19 protein-coding genes and 1 pseudogene are annotated in these 19,398 nt (G+C 23.3%); 5 read left to right on the top strand and 15 right to left on the bottom strand.

The window, feature by feature from the left end; translation table 4 throughout:
- The 3 genes from AACL11_RS06540 to AACL11_RS06530 all read left to right on the top strand — a co-directional run bounded on the left by AACL11_RS06540 (window position 1) and on the right by AACL11_RS06530 (window position 1,422).
- Window positions 1–144, top strand: a complete 144-nt coding sequence (locus AACL11_RS06540; protein WP_338986892.1) for a hypothetical protein — start codon at window positions 1–3, stop codon at window positions 142–144.
- Window positions 145–338: 194 nt separating this feature from the next.
- Window positions 339–596 carry a hypothetical protein gene (locus AACL11_RS06535; protein WP_338986890.1) on the top strand — a complete coding sequence of 86 codons (258 nt, stop codon included), beginning with the start codon at window positions 339–341 and terminating at the stop codon, window positions 594–596.
- Window position 597: 1 nt separating this feature from the next.
- Complete coding sequence (locus AACL11_RS06530; RefSeq protein ID WP_338986888.1) at window positions 598–1,422, top strand: hypothetical protein; 825 nt, start codon at window positions 598–600, stop codon at window positions 1,420–1,422.
- A gap of 35 nt (window positions 1,423–1,457) precedes the next feature.
- Here AACL11_RS06530 and AACL11_RS06525 read toward each other — a convergent pair whose 3' ends face one another.
- From AACL11_RS06525 to AACL11_RS06475, 11 genes are all read right to left on the bottom strand, one after another.
- Window positions 1,458–1,664, bottom strand: a complete 207-nt coding sequence (locus tag AACL11_RS06525) for a hypothetical protein (RefSeq protein WP_338986885.1) — start codon at window positions 1,662–1,664, stop codon at window positions 1,458–1,460.
- A 17-nt stretch (window positions 1,665–1,681) separates the two neighbouring features.
- Entirely contained in the window at window positions 1,682–1,804 is a 123-nt protein-coding gene (locus AACL11_RS06520; protein WP_338986882.1) for a hypothetical protein, read from the bottom strand.
- Window positions 1,805–1,808: 4 nt separating this feature from the next.
- Window positions 1,809–3,641, bottom strand: a complete 1,833-nt coding sequence (locus tag AACL11_RS06515; protein WP_338986879.1) for a hypothetical protein — start codon at window positions 3,639–3,641, stop codon at window positions 1,809–1,811.
- The gene (locus tag AACL11_RS06510) at window positions 3,625–4,404 is read right to left on the bottom strand and encodes a hypothetical protein (RefSeq protein WP_338986877.1); all 780 of its coding nucleotides are present in this window, start codon (window positions 4,402–4,404) and stop codon (window positions 3,625–3,627) included. Before AACL11_RS06510 ends, AACL11_RS06515 begins: the two co-directional genes overlap by 17 nt.
- A gap of 5 nt (window positions 4,405–4,409) precedes the next feature.
- Window positions 4,410–5,603 carry a hypothetical protein gene (locus AACL11_RS06505; RefSeq protein ID WP_338986874.1) on the bottom strand — a complete coding sequence of 398 codons (1,194 nt, stop codon included), beginning with the start codon at window positions 5,601–5,603 and terminating at the stop codon, window positions 4,410–4,412.
- A 4-nt stretch (window positions 5,604–5,607) separates the two neighbouring features.
- The gene (locus AACL11_RS06500; RefSeq protein ID WP_338986871.1) at window positions 5,608–6,078 is read right to left on the bottom strand and encodes a hypothetical protein; all 471 of its coding nucleotides are present in this window, start codon (window positions 6,076–6,078) and stop codon (window positions 5,608–5,610) included.
- A 16-nt stretch (window positions 6,079–6,094) separates the two neighbouring features.
- On the bottom strand, window positions 6,095–8,950 hold the full coding sequence (locus tag AACL11_RS06495; protein WP_338986868.1) for a hypothetical protein: 2,856 nt from the start codon (window positions 8,948–8,950) through the stop codon (window positions 6,095–6,097).
- On the bottom strand, window positions 8,919–10,214 hold the full coding sequence (locus AACL11_RS06490; RefSeq protein WP_338986865.1) for a hypothetical protein: 1,296 nt from the start codon (window positions 10,212–10,214) through the stop codon (window positions 8,919–8,921). Before AACL11_RS06490 ends, AACL11_RS06495 begins: the two co-directional genes overlap by 32 nt.
- A gap of 3 nt (window positions 10,215–10,217) precedes the next feature.
- Window positions 10,218–11,570 (bottom strand): phage terminase large subunit, encoded by a 1,353-nt coding sequence (locus AACL11_RS06485; RefSeq protein WP_338986862.1) that lies wholly within the window; start codon window positions 11,568–11,570, stop codon window positions 10,218–10,220.
- Window positions 11,564–11,959, bottom strand: a complete 396-nt coding sequence (locus tag AACL11_RS06480; RefSeq protein WP_338986859.1) for a terminase small subunit — start codon at window positions 11,957–11,959, stop codon at window positions 11,564–11,566. Before AACL11_RS06480 ends, AACL11_RS06485 begins: the two co-directional genes overlap by 7 nt.
- Before the next feature lie 172 nt (window positions 11,960–12,131).
- Window positions 12,132–12,473, bottom strand: a complete 342-nt coding sequence (locus tag AACL11_RS06475; protein WP_338986856.1) for a hypothetical protein — start codon at window positions 12,471–12,473, stop codon at window positions 12,132–12,134.
- A gap of 213 nt (window positions 12,474–12,686) precedes the next feature.
- Between AACL11_RS06475 and AACL11_RS06470 the strand changes: the two genes are divergently transcribed.
- A complete protein-coding gene (locus tag AACL11_RS06470) occupies window positions 12,687–13,874 on the top strand; it encodes an Mbov_0401 family ICE element transposase-like protein (RefSeq protein WP_338986853.1) in 1,188 nt (395 codons plus the stop codon).
- Window positions 13,875–14,081: 207 nt separating this feature from the next.
- Window positions 14,082–14,213: pseudogene (locus AACL11_RS06465) on the top strand (IS3 family transposase); the annotation flags it as partial.
- A 335-nt stretch (window positions 14,214–14,548) separates the two neighbouring features.
- Here the strand turns inward: AACL11_RS06465 and AACL11_RS06460 are convergent.
- From AACL11_RS06460 to AACL11_RS06445, 4 genes are all read right to left on the bottom strand, one after another.
- Window positions 14,549–15,286, bottom strand: coding sequence for an Abi family protein (locus AACL11_RS06460; protein WP_338986852.1), 738 nt, complete (start codon window positions 15,284–15,286; stop codon window positions 14,549–14,551).
- A gap of 21 nt (window positions 15,287–15,307) precedes the next feature.
- A complete protein-coding gene (locus AACL11_RS06455; RefSeq protein ID WP_338986850.1) occupies window positions 15,308–17,221 on the bottom strand; it encodes a hypothetical protein in 1,914 nt (637 codons plus the stop codon).
- 156 nt (window positions 17,222–17,377) lie between these two features.
- Window positions 17,378–18,307, bottom strand: a complete 930-nt coding sequence (locus AACL11_RS06450) for an RluA family pseudouridine synthase (protein ID WP_338986848.1) — start codon at window positions 18,305–18,307, stop codon at window positions 17,378–17,380.
- Between the two features lie 11 nt (window positions 18,308–18,318).
- Window positions 18,319–19,395: a type II CAAX endopeptidase family protein gene (locus AACL11_RS06445; protein WP_338986846.1), complete on the bottom strand. Its 1,077-nt coding sequence runs from the start codon at window positions 19,393–19,395 to the stop codon at window positions 18,319–18,321.
- Window positions 19,396–19,398 lie beyond the last annotated feature (3 nt).

Genomic DNA, 19,398 nt, shown 5'->3' with positions numbered 1-19,398 from the left:
ATGAAGAAAAGAGATAATGAAATTTGAGAAGCAATTTGTAATAAACAAGAACTAATAAATTGTATATTTAAAGAAATTTTATCAATTAATAAAGAACTAACTGAAATTAGAAAAGAAATAATTGAAATTAAAGAAAATAATTAATATTTAGGCATTTGACATATACTTTTTACCCGCTCCTTTCTTTATTTTATTTAATATGTCAATGTAAGTCCTAATTAAAATTTTATATCTATACAGAATGAAACTATAGAATTATTACAAATTTGGATAACATTATAATTCTATAGTCCACCGTTTACTACGGTGCTGATGAGTTCATAAAAGGATGTGAAATAATGAGAAACATTAGAACTGAATGATTTTATAATGAAAAAAGTCCTAAAGAGATAAAATGTCCAACAGTTGGACTATTAAAAAATAAAGAAGATGCTTTATGTTATTTATTAGCATTAAATTTATATCCAAAATTATATCCACAATATATTTATTATTCATGAATATTAGAAAATAATCAAACTGGATATTTAATTATTTGTGGTAATAATAGAGATACTATTGGAAATATGCAATTTAAATTTATAAAAGGAGAATAAAATGCCAAACGAAAATACACAATCAAATTATACTTTAACTAAATTAATTAGAACTGGTATAAGTCCAATTTGTGCAATAATTGGTACAAGTGCTTATTATGGTCAAGTAATAGGTAATCCAGTATTAGGTTCAATTAATAGTTTATTATTTGGTAAAAAATTAGGTTTAGATATATGAAATTTAAATCAAAGACCAAATACTAAAACTAAATTAATTAATAGTAGTAAAAAAATATTACTAGGTTTAGGAACAATTGGTTTAGCAAATTATGCAAAATTTACTAATGTAGATATTAATCCAAATCCAACAGAAAGTCCAATAACAACTACTACTGTTGACCCTTTTCCACCAGATTTATTATTTGTAGTAAATAATAACCCTAATAATTTAATGGATTGAGATACATATTTTAGTTTAAATGCTTATGGTATATCAAATCTTATTAGTGGATTAACTGAATTAATACCTAATAAATTTGAAGCAATAAGAAAGATTTGTAATATGGCTACTGGTGGATGTTTAATATCAAGTGGTGTAGCAATGGGTATTAATAATGATTTTAATAATGCTTATGCAGTACCTACAATTGTTGCTGGTGCAAGTGAAATTATCCATAATTTATTACCTATGGAAACTACACATCATAATGAAGAAATGCAAGAAACATCATTTAATGATGAAACTACAAGATTAATTAATGACAATAGATTTACTATTAATAGTGAAACTGCAAGTCAATATTATGGTAGTGATAATATGAGCGAAGTACCATTAAATCATGATAATGCTTCATTAAATTGAGATTATAATCATATGAGTTTATAAATAAGTAAAAATGCCTTTAATAGGCATTTTTTTAATTAATAAATACTTTTTACTTCTTGTTGTTTATTAATAGAATTTAATTTACTTTGTAATTTATTAATTTTATTTTGTTTTTTAAGTTGTTTTTTATTAGGGTCTGTTAAAGATTTACCAAAAGCAACGAATGCTTTTCCTAATTTAATTAAAACATAACCTCCATTAATACATAAATTAGCAACTATAATAATTGTTGTAGTATCCATATTAATCACCACCTTTCTTAAAATATTTGATTAATTTTTAATATGATTTTTAAAATGATAAATATAATTAAACCTGCTGTTGCTGATGATAAAATTACTCCTATTAAACCTAAAATAATTTTTATAATTTTAAAAAACATAATATTATTCCTGTAATTCTTCTAATTTTCATACATTACCTTTTAATTTACCTTTTCCAGTATAAATAGTAATCCATTTTGCATGTTGAACTGATAAAATTACTATATTAGCACTATCATTAAAGGTTTGTATTTGTACACCAGCAATTTTTTTATTAGTTATAATAAATTCTTGAATAGTATAAACTGGATTATATATATTTCAAGAATAATAAACTCTATAATGTTTATTCTCTTGAAAATCATAAGTAATTTGTCAATTATCTAATTTATTTTTTTCTCTTGTTCCTACTTCTTTTCATTGTGGAATATTTGGAGTTGGTGTTGGAGGATTATTTTTTAATTCAATATCTCAATTATTTTCTTCTATTTCATTTGTTTCTAAACTTTTTGAATTAATTTTTATAGGTTTATCTATATTAATTACACTTGGTGAAGTAATATTTAATGTATTACTAGTAATTTGATAAGTATTTTCTTTTAATTCTTCAAAACTAAATATAGCACCACCATCAATTTCACATTTAATAAATAAACTTCATTTATTAGTAGATTTAGTATAATCAGCATTAAGAATTAAAGAAGCATCTTTATTATCAATTTTACCAATTAAAAGAGTTCATGTACCAGTTCCAACTGCTTTTGCTGATTTAAACAATAACATTAATGGATAACCATTTTGTTCAGGTGCATTTCTGTGTCATGTTATAAATACACGATATGTTTTATTAAGGTCAATATTAAAATTATCTCATGTTCTATTATCAACTTTCTTTCCTATTACAACTCAATTTTCTTTATCTTGCTTTTTATCTATTTTATCATCTATATATTTTTTATTTGGAATATCTAAATCATCAGTTACAACTGGTTCATTTCTATAAATTAAAGTTTTACCTCCAACATTAGTTTTAATAACTTCATTAACTAATCTTGTAGTACTATTTTTATCATCTTTATTATTAAATATTCTATTTTCATCAACTGAACTACCACCAGTAGCACTAATAGTATTAGTTTTTTCATCAATCTTAATATTTTCACCAGCAGTTAATTTATCTTGTTTTTTATCAACATATTCTTTATTGGTTGCATCACTTAAAAATGTAGGTGTACCAACATCAATAAGTCTTCTTCCATTAGCATCAATACCTTTATTATCTTTGGATTTAATAAAATTAGGATTATCTTTATCAACTTCTCATAATGAATCAATATTACTATCAACATGAATTTTTAATTTAGGAATAGTATCACTAATATCATCTATTTTTATACCAACTCCTGCAGTAATTCCTTCTTTTCGTAAAAAAGTTTTATTACCAGAATCTCAAGTTATAACTCTATTATCACTTTCATCAAAAATATTAGGTGTATTAAAATTATCTGTATTACATGAAATACTATTATTTATTGCTTTTCTTGGTGTATGTAAATTTGCTTGTTGTAATAAATTATATACTTCCATTAATACATAATCTGGTTCACTTGGAGGACTAATACTACTTGATAAACCATTACCACTAATAGATACACTACTTCTTATAAATGCCATTCCATCAGTTAAATAATATATAGTCATTCTTGCTGTTGCTCTTTTAACTAATTGTTGTTGTGTTTCATTAAGATTTTTAAATCCTATGACTTCAATTTGATTACCAGTAATAGTATTAATTCTTTCACTTGATATAGCAATTGCCATAATAGTAAAATCAGTTTTAGTATTATCAGTAGTAGTTTGGTCAGCATCTGGTATAAAACCATATATAGTTTTTAAATCATCTTTTGTAATATAATTTAAATTTACATTTCAATCAATATTATTTTTGTTTTCCATAATCTTTATACCTTCCATATCCTTGTACTGCTTGTGATTTATTAACTGTACTAATAACTGATTTATTAGGTTTAGTTACTGCTATATTTAATTGATTAACATTTTTTCTAACAGTAGCATTCATTTCTTTTCTAGTTTTATTAACTCCACCTAAATATTCTCTTATAAAAACACTATTAGCACCAGTACCATAAGCACCCATAGACTTACACATATCAATTCAAGTTTCTCTTGAAACATTAAAATAATCATATGATTTACTTAAATTAGTTCTATATGTTAATGTAGCAATGCCATAAGTACCAGATTGTGCTTGTATTACTGGAGTTCATATACCACCCGCTAATGCACTACTTGAAAGATTTACATAAATTCCAATCATAGAATCATAATCTTGCTCAGTTAAAGAATTAATAATAATTTCTTTACCTTTATCCATTAATGACTTACCATTTAAATATTGTTTTTGAATATGTTGTAATTTAGCAATATTATTATTAGTAATATGTGTCATTATTTTTTTATGAATTACTGGTAAATTTGTTAATTTTTGTAAAACTTGTTGAAATTCAGATAATTCTTTTTGTGATTTACCTTGACCTAATACTTTTGACATTAATTGATTTTTTAATATTCCTGCTGGATTTTTTAAAAAACTATTAAATAAATTATTATTTTTTTTAAATTTTTCTATTAATTCAGCAGTTTGAATATCACTAACAGCAGTTTCTAATATTATTCTTAAAAGTAAGATAATAGGCATTTAAATTACTTCTTTGTAAAAGTTACTTGTAAAGAACCATCATATAAAGTTTTACCTTCAACATTAGCACTTGTTGCTGTTAAATCTGAAAAATTAGCATTACCTTTTCTATAATTAGGGTTTTTAGCAATAACTGCTTTTTCTACTTCATCTGCAGTTGGTGTTGCTCCCGCCATATCAATTTTTCCTAATTTAGTTCTTTCAATTGCTGTTGCAATATCTACATTTGAACTAACTGTAAATCCTTTAACTAAATCTGGACGTAATGCTTTACCTTCTGAAACTAAAAACTTATGAAAATTTTTAACATTTGAATTTGTTTGTAATAAATAAGTATTATCTAAACCACGATTAAATGGAAATGCTAATGCTTCTTTATGAACTAATACAGCATCACAACCTCTAAAATCAAATGCTTCTTGTTTATCAATAGTATTACCAGCCGGATAATTTCTACCTAATCATGGACATTCTACAATTTTAATTCCACCAATTTCTACAATTTTACCATCTTTTAATGCTTGACTTGCACTATCACTACCTAATGTAGTTGTTGCTAATAATATTAATGGTTTAAAAAAACTAGATACTCATAATGTATAATCTTCTTCATCAGTACCAATATATTCATCATTAATTCTTGATTTTAATGTTGCTAATGTATTTGAAATTTTTAATCATAATAATAATCTATAATCATCTACTTTTGGAGTTTGTGGTAATGCAATTTTAATAATGTCATTATCTTGTGCTGTTTTAACTGCTAATTGCATTAATTTAGCAACTAAATATACTTCTACTGATTTTGCTTTTGCATCAATTCAATCACTAGCAAGACTATCAGCAATAGTAATACCACCATTTTCAAATTTTGCTCCCATTCTTTTTAAGTCAAGAGTTTCAATTTCATAACCAATTTGTTTGCTTTTATTTAATAAAATTTGTTCTGTTCTAAGTGCAGTTACATCATTAGCACCAGCACCAGCAGTATAATCTTCTGTAAGATTTCTTTTAGTAACATTATAAACAGCAGTACCAGCATCTAATTGTTCTCTATTTTCTACTGTTGCATTAATTAATGCTACTCTCTTTGATAATAAAACTTTTAAATTTTTAATATATTTTACAGATAAATCCGCTTTACCACTAGGTGTACTAGGGTCATTAATTGTTGTTGATTGTGTTGTAATAATTGCCATATTTTTAACCTACCATTCCTATTTTTCTAGTATCTACTTCATCTTCTTTAAATTTATCTTTTACATCTAAAGAATTACTAATATTTGTATCTTTTTTATTATTAAATAAATGTGGAAAATCTTTATTTAAATTTGATAATTCTTCATCAATATCTTCTTTATCTCCAAGATATCTTTTTAATAAATTTACATTTTCTTGTGATAAATCATATTTTTTATAACTTTCTAAATGTCTAATTTCTCTATCTTTATCAGTTTTTTCTTTATATAAAGTATTATATTTTTCTTCTAATTCTTTATATTTATCTTCTAAAGTTGGTTCTTTAGATTCTTCATTTTCTGGTTCTTTTTTGTCTTCAGATTCAGATTCTTTTTTGGTATTTTCTTCTGATTTTATTTCTTCTTCCTTAGTTTCTTCTTGTTCATCTTTTTCTTCCATAGTATTACCTTCTTTCATTTCATTTTCATTTAACATAATTACCACCACCTTTCTAAGTTGAACTTTTTGGATTAATTACCAATGATGTAGTTTGAAGATTTCAATTTTCTTCAAATTTTTCATAAAATGGAGCGACTGTTTGATTGGTCAATGGAGTTGTAATAATAAATTGATATTGAATTGATATTCAATCATCACTATCACCTTTAAATGCCATTATTTTAAATCAAATTGAATTTAATATTTTAACACCACTACTTGGATTGTCATTTGTTGATATTAAATTATTGATATATATATTTTTTAATCTTTCAGTATTAGTTAAAGAAGCAATTTGGTCAAATTTATTATCTTTAAAAATATTATTAATATTAAATGTTCAATTATTATTCATATCTATGTGATTACCAGAATTATTATTATAAATAATATCATTATCTTGAAAACTTGCATTTAAACCTTGACCATCAGTGATATTACCAATCTCATTTAATTTAATAGTAATAGGTGTAAATCAGTTTTTAGAATTAGTATAATTTAATCCCAAATATTTATTTGAGTATATTGCATTCATATTAAAATTAAAATTAAATGTTATACTTTCATAATCATCTTTAAATTTCTCAATGTTCTCATATCCGTAATCTTTAACATTAATATCTATATAGTTTAAAAATTTACCGGTTTCTTGATTTTCTCTTCAATTTGGTTTCATTTTATAGTAATGTAAATCTTTACTTGATAATGGTTCAGAAATATTATTATTAATTCCATATTGACTTTGATTACTTAAATCAATAAATATAGGATGCGCTCTCTCTATTATTGGGGGTGGTTGTATTGCTTGAGGATAATTAAATGGTTTGTCAAATTTAAAAGTATTATTTGCTAAAATAAATGTATTTTGAATTAATCTACTATTATTACTTGCTTTACCTACTGTTTGATAAGTACCACTTCAAATACTAAAATTATCATTAACAGCACCATCTCTATTATCTGGCATTGAATAAAATGTTATTTTAAAATTACTTTTTCCTACAACTTTAATATCAATCATATCAATTGCTCATTTTACTATATTAGTATTAGTAAAATTTGGTGGTTGTAATAATGATGTATCAATATCATCTTTTGCTAATAAATTAACTAAATTTTTATTTTTAATATCTAATTGGCCTAAATTTACTGTTTCTTGTACAGTATTATCATTAAATGATTGATTATTAATATCAAATCTTGCCATTGATAATTTATCAGTTAAATTAAATGTAAATGATGTCATATGACTTGCTGTACCTAATACAGATTGAATAGTATCTGGAGTATCATTTCTAAATACATCTAATGGAATTAATGCTGGATTAGTACTTTGTGAACTATATAATAATGTTGTATAAAAATTATATAATTCAGCAGATATTAAACCATTTATATAAGGAAATTGAGGTATTAATAAATTACTTGATAATTTAGCACCAATATCTAAACCACCAACAAATACATTCATAAATGAACCAAATACTGGAATAGTATTAAGATTAATTTTAATTGTTTCTCTTGGAGTTAAAGGAATTTCACTAATAGGATTATAAATAAAATAATGTAAAGCATTAATAGTATTTAATTGCTTAAATTTATTATTATTCATATTATAATGAGTATTACCAATAAATTTTTTATTATTTTTATTATAATATTGAAAATATGGATTACCAGCAGTTGCATAATTATAATCTTCAATTTCAGCACCATTTAAAAAATTATTATCTCAATAATTTACTAATCTATTTGATACATCAACTTTATTAGTATTTTTAGTTTTTTCAACATTAGTTCTTAAATGTCCCTCATAATGCTTCGTTGCACCATCATCATAATTTGGTGAAATTACTTTTTGTCAATCTTGATAACTATCCATTGTACTTTCACCACGTACAGTTAAAACATAATTAGTTTCTGGTAATGCTTGAAAACTTACTGGGTCATAAGTTGAACATTGATATTGTCATGGAAATAATAATTTAGTTGGATATTGTCTATATTTATGTTCTTTAGTATTATCTGAAATATCAATATCTCTACCTCATAATGCTATTGAAATAGGTTTTACTGAACCATAAAAAGATACTTGACAATGAGTAACTGGTAATGGAGTTAAATAATTACCATCCAAAACAATATTATTATTTTCATCTAATGCTGGTAATGCAACTGGGTCGCCAGGTGCACCTAATTGTACATATTGATTAATAGCTAATCCACTTGTTGCTAATTTATCATTTAAACTACTAAAAGTACATTGAATATATGCTAATTCTTTATTTTCATTATTATAAGTTTTACTAGCAACTTCTAGAATATATCACTGTCTATCAACTTTAATTGATTTATCAGTATTTATAACTTTATTAATTTCTGGAATCATATATAACTTATATAAATTTGCAACAATATTATTAATAAAATTAAAATTCTTTTTTTCATTTGGAATATTAATAACTACATTTTTAATTGCTTGTTCTTGAATAAAAGCATTATTTGCTGGTGTAGCACTATAAGTAATACCTAATTGGTCACTTAATATATTTCCATAAAATACATCACCAATTTGTAATTGTTTATATGCTAAATCTGGATTATCTTTATCTTGAATAGGATAATAAGAATGGTCTCAAACTGCTTGTATTGCTTCTCTACCAGTGAATATCTTACTAAAACTAGTATAATCATTAGGAATACTAGTTGGTGGTTTATAACCACCATTTGTTGAATTTATAGCACCTAAAATAATAGTAAAAGGACATACACGAAATTGTAAATCTTTATTTTGTGTAAAATCTTTTTCAATTTCACCTGTACTTTTTCAAACTGTTTTAATTAATTGATGATTTATTTTCGGTATCATTTTTAGTTTCTCCTAAAAAAGTATTATTAAATTCAATTTCTTCTTTTTGATATTTTCTATTTTCTTCAATAATTTGTTGTGCTTCTTCTTCACTAACACCATATCTTTTAACAATAATTCTTTTAATATTAGTAATTCCTAATCTTAATTCAACTTCATCAATTTCAAGTGATTTTAATCTATCTGTAATAGTATTTTCTTTAATTTCAAATGTTCATTTAGATTTATCACCATCTAATCCCATTAAAATAAAACATCTTTGAAATATTTCATTTCAATCACTTTGATTTAAAGTTCTTTTAATTCTTGTAGTTTCCATATCTCTACTATTTGTAATTAATACTTCTGCTTCTGTTTTTTGACTTGTAGTATCATTTACTGGACTATATCCACTACCTTCAAACGCTTTATCAATAATAAATTGTATAAAATCTGCATATTTATCTAATACTGGATTACCTTGTATTATGGCAATTGGTGGTGTACCACTAGTACTTCCCGGACTTCTTAAATTTGCTTGTAATACAAAATCACCAAATAATTCATTCATATCAATTGCAGTTGTAGTTTGATTTATTTCTTGTTGAGTAATATCTGCAAATACTCTTGAACGATTATATTTAAGTTCTTTTCAAATAATTTCAAAGGTATGATTTAATAATTTTTGTAAGCCTTTACAAGCAGTCATATCTGGATAATAATCACCAATAACTCCACCAAAGAAATTCTTTTTAGGTAAATTTTGCATAAATTTAACTGGTATAATACCTAAATTATGATTTTCTATTAATGGTAATTTTAAATCTTCACTTATTTTTTCTTGTAAACCATCTAAAGTAACTGTATCACTAGTAAAATATCTAATAATTTGATTTGGAGTATATGTTGTTTTAACATAAATACTTTGGTCATCATATTGTACTCTTGACCATGTTGATGCACTATATTCAGTTTCTAATACTCTAGCTACTCTTGATTGAGCATATGGTTGAGCAAAATTTAATGCTATTCTTCCAGTTTTACTTCTATCAATTTGCACAATACTATAACCATAACCAGATTTAATATGACAATCTTGATAAAATAATGAATCTAAATTATTTCATTCTTTTAATTTTTCAATAGCATTTTTATATTCTGGATGTTCACTTGTTAAAGTATAACCATTACCTCATAATAATTTACTTGCATGATTTGCTATTATTTCTTGAAGATTTATCATACATCACTTAGCAGTTAATATTTCAGTATTATGATTATTCATATGTTACTTCCTTTCAAAATAAGGATTTATATTTGCACTTAAATTTCTAATATATGGTTCTATAGCATAATCAAAAGCATCACGTAAATGGTCGTTACCCGGCAAAGGTATTTGTTTAATACTTTTTTCATCTCATATTGCTAATCTAAATTCATCTAATAATTCTTGTGCATTCATACTTATATTTAAGCGTTCTGAAGCCATTAAAGCCACATTCTTACCTATTCTAAACTCTAACCTTAATTTCACACAATCTTTAAAATAAAGCCATAAATTAACGTTATATTTAATTGCTGTATCATTTAACATTTCAATAAATGTATAATTACTAAAATCACAATATACTGTTAAACCATATTCATATAACAAATTATTTTCTTTTGCTAATTTAATATAAAACTCTACTACTAATCTTGCTAATTGTTTATTATCATAACGTACTAATTTATTTTCTATTTTTAAACAATCAATAACATTAACAAATTTAAAATTATAATCAAATCCTATTAATAAACATGCCATAGCATCATCTTTAAACCCATAATCTAATCCAGCACTAAATCTATAACTTGGTTGTATTACTCTACTAATTTTAGGAAGTAAATGTGAATATATTCCACCAGATTCATAACCTACTAAACCATGACTTCTTACTCTTGCAGATATCGGGTCAAGAGTTTCAATTTCTAATAATTGTTGTTTATCACTATCTTTTAAATGATTATTTAATTTTCAATTTTGATAATGATAAATAGTATTATCAATAATAGTAAATTGTTCATATTCATTAATAATTTGCTTTTCATTTTGTGGACATGCTGTTACTGTTTTCTTAATAAATTCATTTAAAATACTTCAAGGATTACAACTCTCAATTTCTAATAATTGATTAGCTCCACGAATAGCATCTTTTAAATCTTGATAATCATTTTCAGTAATTTCATATCTTTCATCACTTCATATAATTACATAATCATATAAATAATTACTTGCTAATCCAGTTAATTTAACATTACTATTATCTTGTGCATGTAAATATTTACAAGTTATTTTACTACCATTAAATTCAATAGTTTTTTTAGTTTCACTAATAATAAAATTAATACTAGGATATGTTGCTCTAATAATTTGTTTTAATTCTTGTCAACTATCATTTAATTGTTTTGACATATTACGAATTAAATAAGCATGAATATTAATATTATCTAACATTAATAAAATACCAAGAAATTCAATATCACTAAATGTTTTACCAGATTTACGACTACCTAATTGTTTAATTTTAGTAATATTTAAAGGTTGTTTTAAATACATTCTTTTAGCAATATCTAATAAATAACCAAAATTATTTAACATTTATTCTTACCTTTATTTTCTAAACTAATTGCTATAGGGGCGACGTTATCACTGTTCTTTATATCAATTTTAGTTGATAAATGATATTTATTAACATATGCTCTTTCTAAATATCATGATGAAGTATTAGCATTAGAAGTTAAATATCTTTGTAAATTTAAGTGTTCAATTTGAGAATGCGCTCAATTAATTTGTTGTAAAAAAGTATTTCTCTTTTTTTGTTTTCAAGTCCTAATAGTACTTTCTGTTATATCTAAATAAATTAACATACCTAACTTAGTAGGAACTTCTTTATTATCATTACAATGAGTAAAATAATTTACTAATTCTTGTTTTAAGACTTTTGCATCATTAAAAATTGTTCTTATTTTTATTTTTTCTTCTTGCACATAAAAATCTCCTTTCATATGCTTTAAAAACACAAAAATTATGATATAATTAATATAATCTTTAAGTTAACTTTGGCTCAATAACTTATTAATTTTATTAATTACTTCATATATTTTTTTATTTAATTTTTATAATATAATTATAACAAAAAATAGCATTTATATGCTATTTTTAAAATTTTTTTAAGCAATTAGTACATATAGTTTCTGGATTATCTTTTACTTTAAAACAAATTCCACAAACTTTTTTTTTCTGTTCATCATTTAAAATATTATAAATCCCCAATTCTTTTGTTTTTTCTTCTTCTTTTTTAGTACTAAAGTTTTTATTATTTCATAAAATTGCTCATCCAAGAATTAAACCAAATATATTTAAAGTAATAAATAATATTACTACTCCCATAGCATTATTTTTAAGACAATATTTAATTCCAAAACGTATTAATATAATTCAAATAACTGCTCCTATTATTCCAAAAGATATTCATAATCCTAAATCCATTTTTACTTTCATTTTCCTTTTCTATTTATATTTTTCTTTATTGTACATTATTTTATTAAAAAAGAAAAGATAACTAATAAAAGTTATCTTTTAAACGTAAATAGAATTTGCAGTTTATTTTATCGTTCTTTAATATTATACTCTAAAACCAAACATTTTTCAACAATAATTTAGTAAATTTGTTAGAATAGTTAGGAAAAAAAATAAATAGAAAGGTGTTAAAAAATGTTTAGTTTTAAAGAATTTCTAAAATCTGAAATCACTAATATTTTAGCAAAATATTTTCAAAAAATCCATGATTATGATGAGTATTTTTTTCTAAATAGAGATAAAAATCAATATAAAGTTGCTTGAACATGTAATAGAACAGTAAATACTCCAATTGGAATGGATACTTTTAAACAAAGAGTTTATTGAGATGAAATTAATCAAAAATATCATTATCCAATTTATGAAGAATTTGGTATTAAAAAAAGAGCAAGAATTACTAATGATTTATATTTTGCAATATTAGATAATTTAATTGAAAATTTAATAAGTAAAAAAGGTTATTTTAATATTCAATCAGAATTTAAATATACTTCTTTTTCTAAAAATCTTATTTCAAGAATTTTTAAAAATGTAAAAATTGAAAAATTTATACCAGAACAAAAATTTAAAGTATTAGATAATGAAAAATTAAATATATGTGCAGATGATGCTTATATAACTTGTTGAGATGAAAATGGTTTAAAACAACAATATTGTTGTAGACTTTTAACTTATAATTTAGGAAGAAAAGAAATTTATTCATATAGAAATAAATTAGAAAAGAAAATAACTTCATTTATGTTATTTAAAACTAATAATGCTCCAAAACAAGAAGAATTACATAATTTTACAATGCAAACTATTAATAATTATTATGATATTAAATTAAATATATTTGCTATTAATTGAGAATATAATAATTATAATTTAGTAGTTGCTGGTGATGGTGCATTATGAATTAGAGCAATGGCTAGTTGATTGGGTTGTTATTATATTTTAGATAAATATCATGCTTATAGTTATTTATGAAAATCTTTTGTTAATGTTCGTGGTAAACATCAAAAGAAAGCACTTGATTGAACAAATTATTTAGATGTAACAACTACTTTTTCAAATGGTAGTTATAATCAATTAATTACTATTTTAGAAAATAATCATAATAAAGTTACTAAAAAAACTTATAATTATTTTAAAAATAATGAACAAGGAATTATTAATCAAAATGCTTCATGAAATATAGGATGTAGTGCTGAAAGTGATGTATATCATTTTTTAAAATCTTTAACTAATGGAGCAAAAATATATAATTATCAAACATTAAATAATATGTTAATAGCAAAAGCAAATTATTTAAATACTAGAAGTTATCTTAATAGTACTTAATAAGTTAAAACTTAATATTTTTTATTTCTAATTTTAAGATTAGGATTTTTGTGTTATTTAAATGTAATTTTGAAATTATATATTTTAATATTTTTAAAATATATGTTATAATTTAATTAACAAATCATAGAATTTGCAGTTATATTGTTAATGTTAGTCAAAATTCTAAGGGTTAATCTCATACGTCCTTTGACAACCGTCCAAAATTTTACATCATTAATCCAATTAAAATTAGAATTATTTGATTACATCAATTGATATAACAATATAAGAATTCACAGCACTTTAAACTACTTAACTCCAGTTAAATATCAACAACAAATGTCTACCAAAAAATAGTCCTAAAAAGTGTTGCCATTCCATCCAGTTAAATATCAACAACAAATGTCTACCAAAAAATAGTCCTAAAAAGTGTTGGCATTCCAAATAATTTCTTCGGGAAATAACTCTTTTAATAAATCAAGTCGTTTTAATTCTGTAATATTTAAATCTTTTTTTTCATTATACTCTGATTTCATTTTTTTCCTACTTTCTTCAAGTTTCATTAATTCTAAATAAAATAAACCATTGTCATTTAAAAAATGACAATGGTTTATTTTACACTAGTAATTAATTGATATCATTATAATATACTTATTAAATTAAATCTACTAAAATTTAATAATTTTTCTATACTAAGTATGGATTATCCTTTGATTATCTTCCTTAACACAATCATGAATTTTAACATCATAACTATCAAATAAATTTTCATAATCAACATTAAATGGCACTAGTAATTGGTTTTTACTAGAAAAACGAATAATTAATAAGTGCAAATAATGATGATCATTATTGGCATTTAAAGTTTGTTCATAATAAGCGAACCGTTCTTTATACTTAAATTGAATTGCTAATACTTTAAAATTATGTGATAAATAATTACGAACATCTTTAATATACTCTAACTGTTCTAATAAAATTTTACTATCATTAAATTCTTTGATACCAAAATAATGAGCAATCTTAGCGATACTTTTATCATTTAAAGTTTGTAATAATTTCATTGTTCATTCAAATGACATAACTTCTATTAAACTGCGTATTGTTCGTGATTTTAAAACACCACTTCTATTATATTTATTATAACCAGCACGAATCAAACGTAAAGCTGTTTTCATTTGAGCTAGGTGTTCTGGATTAAGAAAAGTAGCATTATCTAAATTTTGAACATTATCATTAAAAAATTGATGAAATAAAGCATTTTTTAAAGAATTTTCAATCATTAAAATATGTTTTAAATACAATAAACGTAAATCAATGTTTAATAATAATAAATCTTTAAGTTGATGTTGAGGATAATTACGCTTTAATAATTCTAAATATTTTTCTTCAACAATATTTTCTGCAAATCATTCTTTATTTAATAACATGTAATTCACTCCTTAAATAAACTAACCTCTAATTTTATAAATACCAACACGAATAGAAGAATTTTCAGATTCTTTTGTTTCACTTTTAATATCTACTTCTTTTTTTCTTCGTAACAACTCTTGTTCAATAAAGTCATCAACGTTCATATTGGTACTTTGATAAGTAGCAGTTCAATCAAATGTTTTATTAGTAAAGTTATTTTTGGGTTTATTACTATCTTTAAAAAATTCTTGTACTTCTTGATTCATAAATGCTTTTTGCTTACGTTTACGTGAAAATAAATTAGTAAAGAATTTCTTAAAATTAAAAATTGATCAAAACTGACGAAAATTAATAGTCATTGCTAAACCAAAAATTAAAATTGATGAATACAATAATGAATAACCGATAACTCGTAATACAAAACTATAATCTGTGAAATTATATGTTGGTGGATATTTGTCAAAGAAATAAAGGCATCCAAATAATGTTACTGCTAAAATTGGAATAATTAAAACTAAAGTATTTTGAATAATAAAACGTAAATCACTATTATACGTCAAATGTTTTCAAACATAAACTCAGATTGAAATTAAACGATAAACCCAAGCAATACAACTTGATAAAAGAATCATATATAAACTTAATGATAAATATTGATAACTTTGATGTTTTCAACCTAAATTTGATAGTATTCAACCCAAAATAACACCTAAAACAAGATTTATTATTGATTGAATATATGAACCTCAAATTGTTTCTTTGTATTTTACAGTAGCATTTACAATAACTTTTCCTGGTTCGGTTGCCACTTGAATTGTATTTTTTAAAGATAAAAGTAAAATAAATCATGGTTGTGACAAAAATAAATTAATAAAAAGATTTTTTGAAGAATCAAAATTACCATCAGAATTATTAATATTTGTAATACTTAAAGCAGACACTAAATATTGAGTAATAATAAATTGATTAATAAATAAAAAACCAGCAATCATATAAGCATATAACTCAAATTTAGTATACACAGTTCATCTAATTCGTCCACTTTTGGCAATTCAATATCCAAAAACTTCGCGAAAAGAACTAATTAAAATTAAAGCAATTGAGCGCATTGTTGTGGCAATAATAATATAAATAGTGTAAATTGATGTTGTTGTCAGTGATAAAAATAAAGTAATTAAAATAATATCAATGTTAGAAATAATCATGTCAGGTAAACGATTCAGGGCTACTCATCATGATTGTTTTAGCATCCTTTTTTGTTGTGTTCATTTTTTATGTTGTAATCATGGATATTCAATTTTAATAACGATAAAAGTAACAAATGCTTTTAATACACCACAAACAAAATAAGCAAAAAAAGGAATATACATATCTATTGGTTTACCATCAGATTTTCTAATAACTAATAACGTCATTAGTAAAATATACATAATAATCTCTGAAAAAATAAAAATTAAACGATTTAAATAACCTTTTTGATCAGCTTGAATTAAATTTTGATAAGCACCACTAAAATAAAAAAAGATTAATTCACGTGATCCTAAAGAAATAATAATAAGTGCTACTTGTCAAAAAGGAATTTCCATATCTAAACCAATTTCTGGTAAATGAATACTAGCTAATCCTAAAATAAAACCAGCACTGACAAGAATAATTAAATATATTCTTCCTGAATGATGATAATTTTTTCTTGTCGTATTAATAATATCGTTGACGGTTTCATAATCATCATTTTGTAAAGGACGATATAAAGAAAAAATGGTAATTAAACCAAGTCCTCCTTCTGTCAAACTAAGGTAAGTCAAAAAAGAAATAATAACACGAATTAAACCATTAATTTTTTCACCGTATGCTAAACCAGTAACATAAAGAAAAGTTAACTGTAAAATAGAGATAACAATTGTCACGATAACACCAACAATTGTATTAAAAATACCTTTTTTAGTTGTCATTACTTCACCCAATCTATATAAATAAAACTAATTTTGTTTTTTACTTAAATATGTTAACAACCCAAAATTAAAAGTTCAATATTATTAATCACTATTAAAAATAAAAAAAATAGCAAAAAAATAAAAATGTATTCTATATATTAGTATAGATTAATTTTATCATTTTTCTTTTTTAATCTGTTTAATTAAATCTGTTTTTAAATCTTTTATTATAAAATTTTGATCATTCAAATAAGTAAATGGTTCTTCTAAATCATTAAATGATAAATAATAAGCAAATAATGCAATTTTATTAGGAGTAACTATTGTTGACCCATACTTAGTGTCACCAACAATTGGTAAATTTAAAAATTGTAAAGTACTACGAATTTGATGTTTTCTACCAGTAACTAATTGACACTCAACTAAAGTAAAGTCTTTAGTATTAAATATTGGTGTAAAGATGGTGCTACAACTTTTACTTTGTTCACTTGGTTCAATTGAAAATTTCATTTTCATTGTTAACTCATCATGAGTAATATAACCAGAAATATTTAAATTTTTAGTTAATTGGCCAGAACAAATAGCCAAATATTTTTTAATAATTTGACTATTTTTGGTAGCATTATGAAATGCATTTTGTGTCATTTTATTTTTCGGATAAATAATTAAACCCTTAGTTAGTTTATCTAAACGATACTGATGACTAATATTAAATGTTTGCTCACGTTTCTTCTTCGGGTATTTTTGTTGTAAATAATATTTTACCATGTTATCTAAGCAAGAACCATATGGTTGATGGACAACAATATTATGATCTTTATTAACAATTAAAAAATTATCATCTTCATAAAACAATTCAATTGGTGCTTCTTTAGTAATTTTTTCTGGTTTATAGTTAACAACTAAATTACTTTCATAAATGACTACTAAATCATTTTCTTGTAAGCGATATTTAAAATCAGTAGTAGTTTTATTATTAACTCTGATTTTTTTTGTTCTAAATAAACGATAAATTTTTGACAGTGGTAGTGTTTTAAATACTTTTTTTAAATAATTAATTAAAGTTTGATCAGCATCATTGGCAGTAATTGTTAGGGTAGTCATAATTTCTCCTTTTAATTTTTATTAATAAAACCAGAAATAGTTGCAATTAGATTAGAAAAAGCATGTAAACCAATAGTATATGTAGTATTACCGCGTGTCATTATAAATAATAAGGGTAATATAATACTAAATCCTAAATAACCAATAATATTATTTCAATCACCACTATCCATAACATGCATTGATGGGAAATAAATTAATGAAGCAGCATATGCTAACCAACGATAACGAACAATGGTAAAAGTACCATGACGATATGATATTTCTTCATTAATTGGAGCAATAAAAATAGTACTAAGAACTAAAACAAAAATGCCATATGGACTATTCATTAATAAGTTTAAAACATCTTGATTTTTTGAAGTATTATTACTTGTTAACATATTAAATTCACTAAATTTAGGAATTATGTTGAAAATAATATTTAAAATAGTACCAATAACAGCAAAAATGGTAACTCAAGTTATTAAATCTAATTTTGCTTCTTTTAAAGTAGTAATAATTCTCTCACGTAATGATCTAGAAAATATTAATACTAAAATTGATCCTAACAATTGAAATAATTGTTGAATTAAAAATGTAGTAGCAAGCGAAGTTACATCATCATCTTTACCACTAATAACTTTTGTTGCAATAAAAAATAAAAGAACAAATACTACACTAATAAAACCAAATACACTATGACTATAAGCAGCCCACCCACCTTTTTTAATCATAGTTTCTCAATCAATACCAAGTGAAACAACTAACCCAAAAATTGGCAATAAACTAAAAATAAAAAGACTAAGAAATGAACTTTGACTAGTATCTTTTACAGCATAAGTTTTGATTAAACTATAAAGAATTGGAATTATAATAAAAGATATAAGATAAATTATTGTTAGAGTTCAACTGGCTGTTTTGAAATTAAAGTTATTGGTGTCATCACAACTAAGTGATTTTGAAGTAAATTTATCAATAAATGACTGTTTTTGTTCATTTTTTTCTAAATTATTACTATTAATGTTATCAGTTTGGTTTACATTAATTCTACGTATGATATCATTGTTGTGAGAAACATTAATTTGATTAGATTTTTTATTAAACATGTA

Source organism: Spiroplasma endosymbiont of Dasysyrphus albostriatus (assembly GCF_964019495.1).
Lineage (GTDB): Bacteria > Bacillota_I > Bacilli_A > Mycoplasmatales > VBWQ01 > Spiroplasma_E.
The sequence above is the reverse complement of the archived record's forward strand: the minus strand, read 5'-3'. Positions and strand labels throughout refer to the sequence as shown.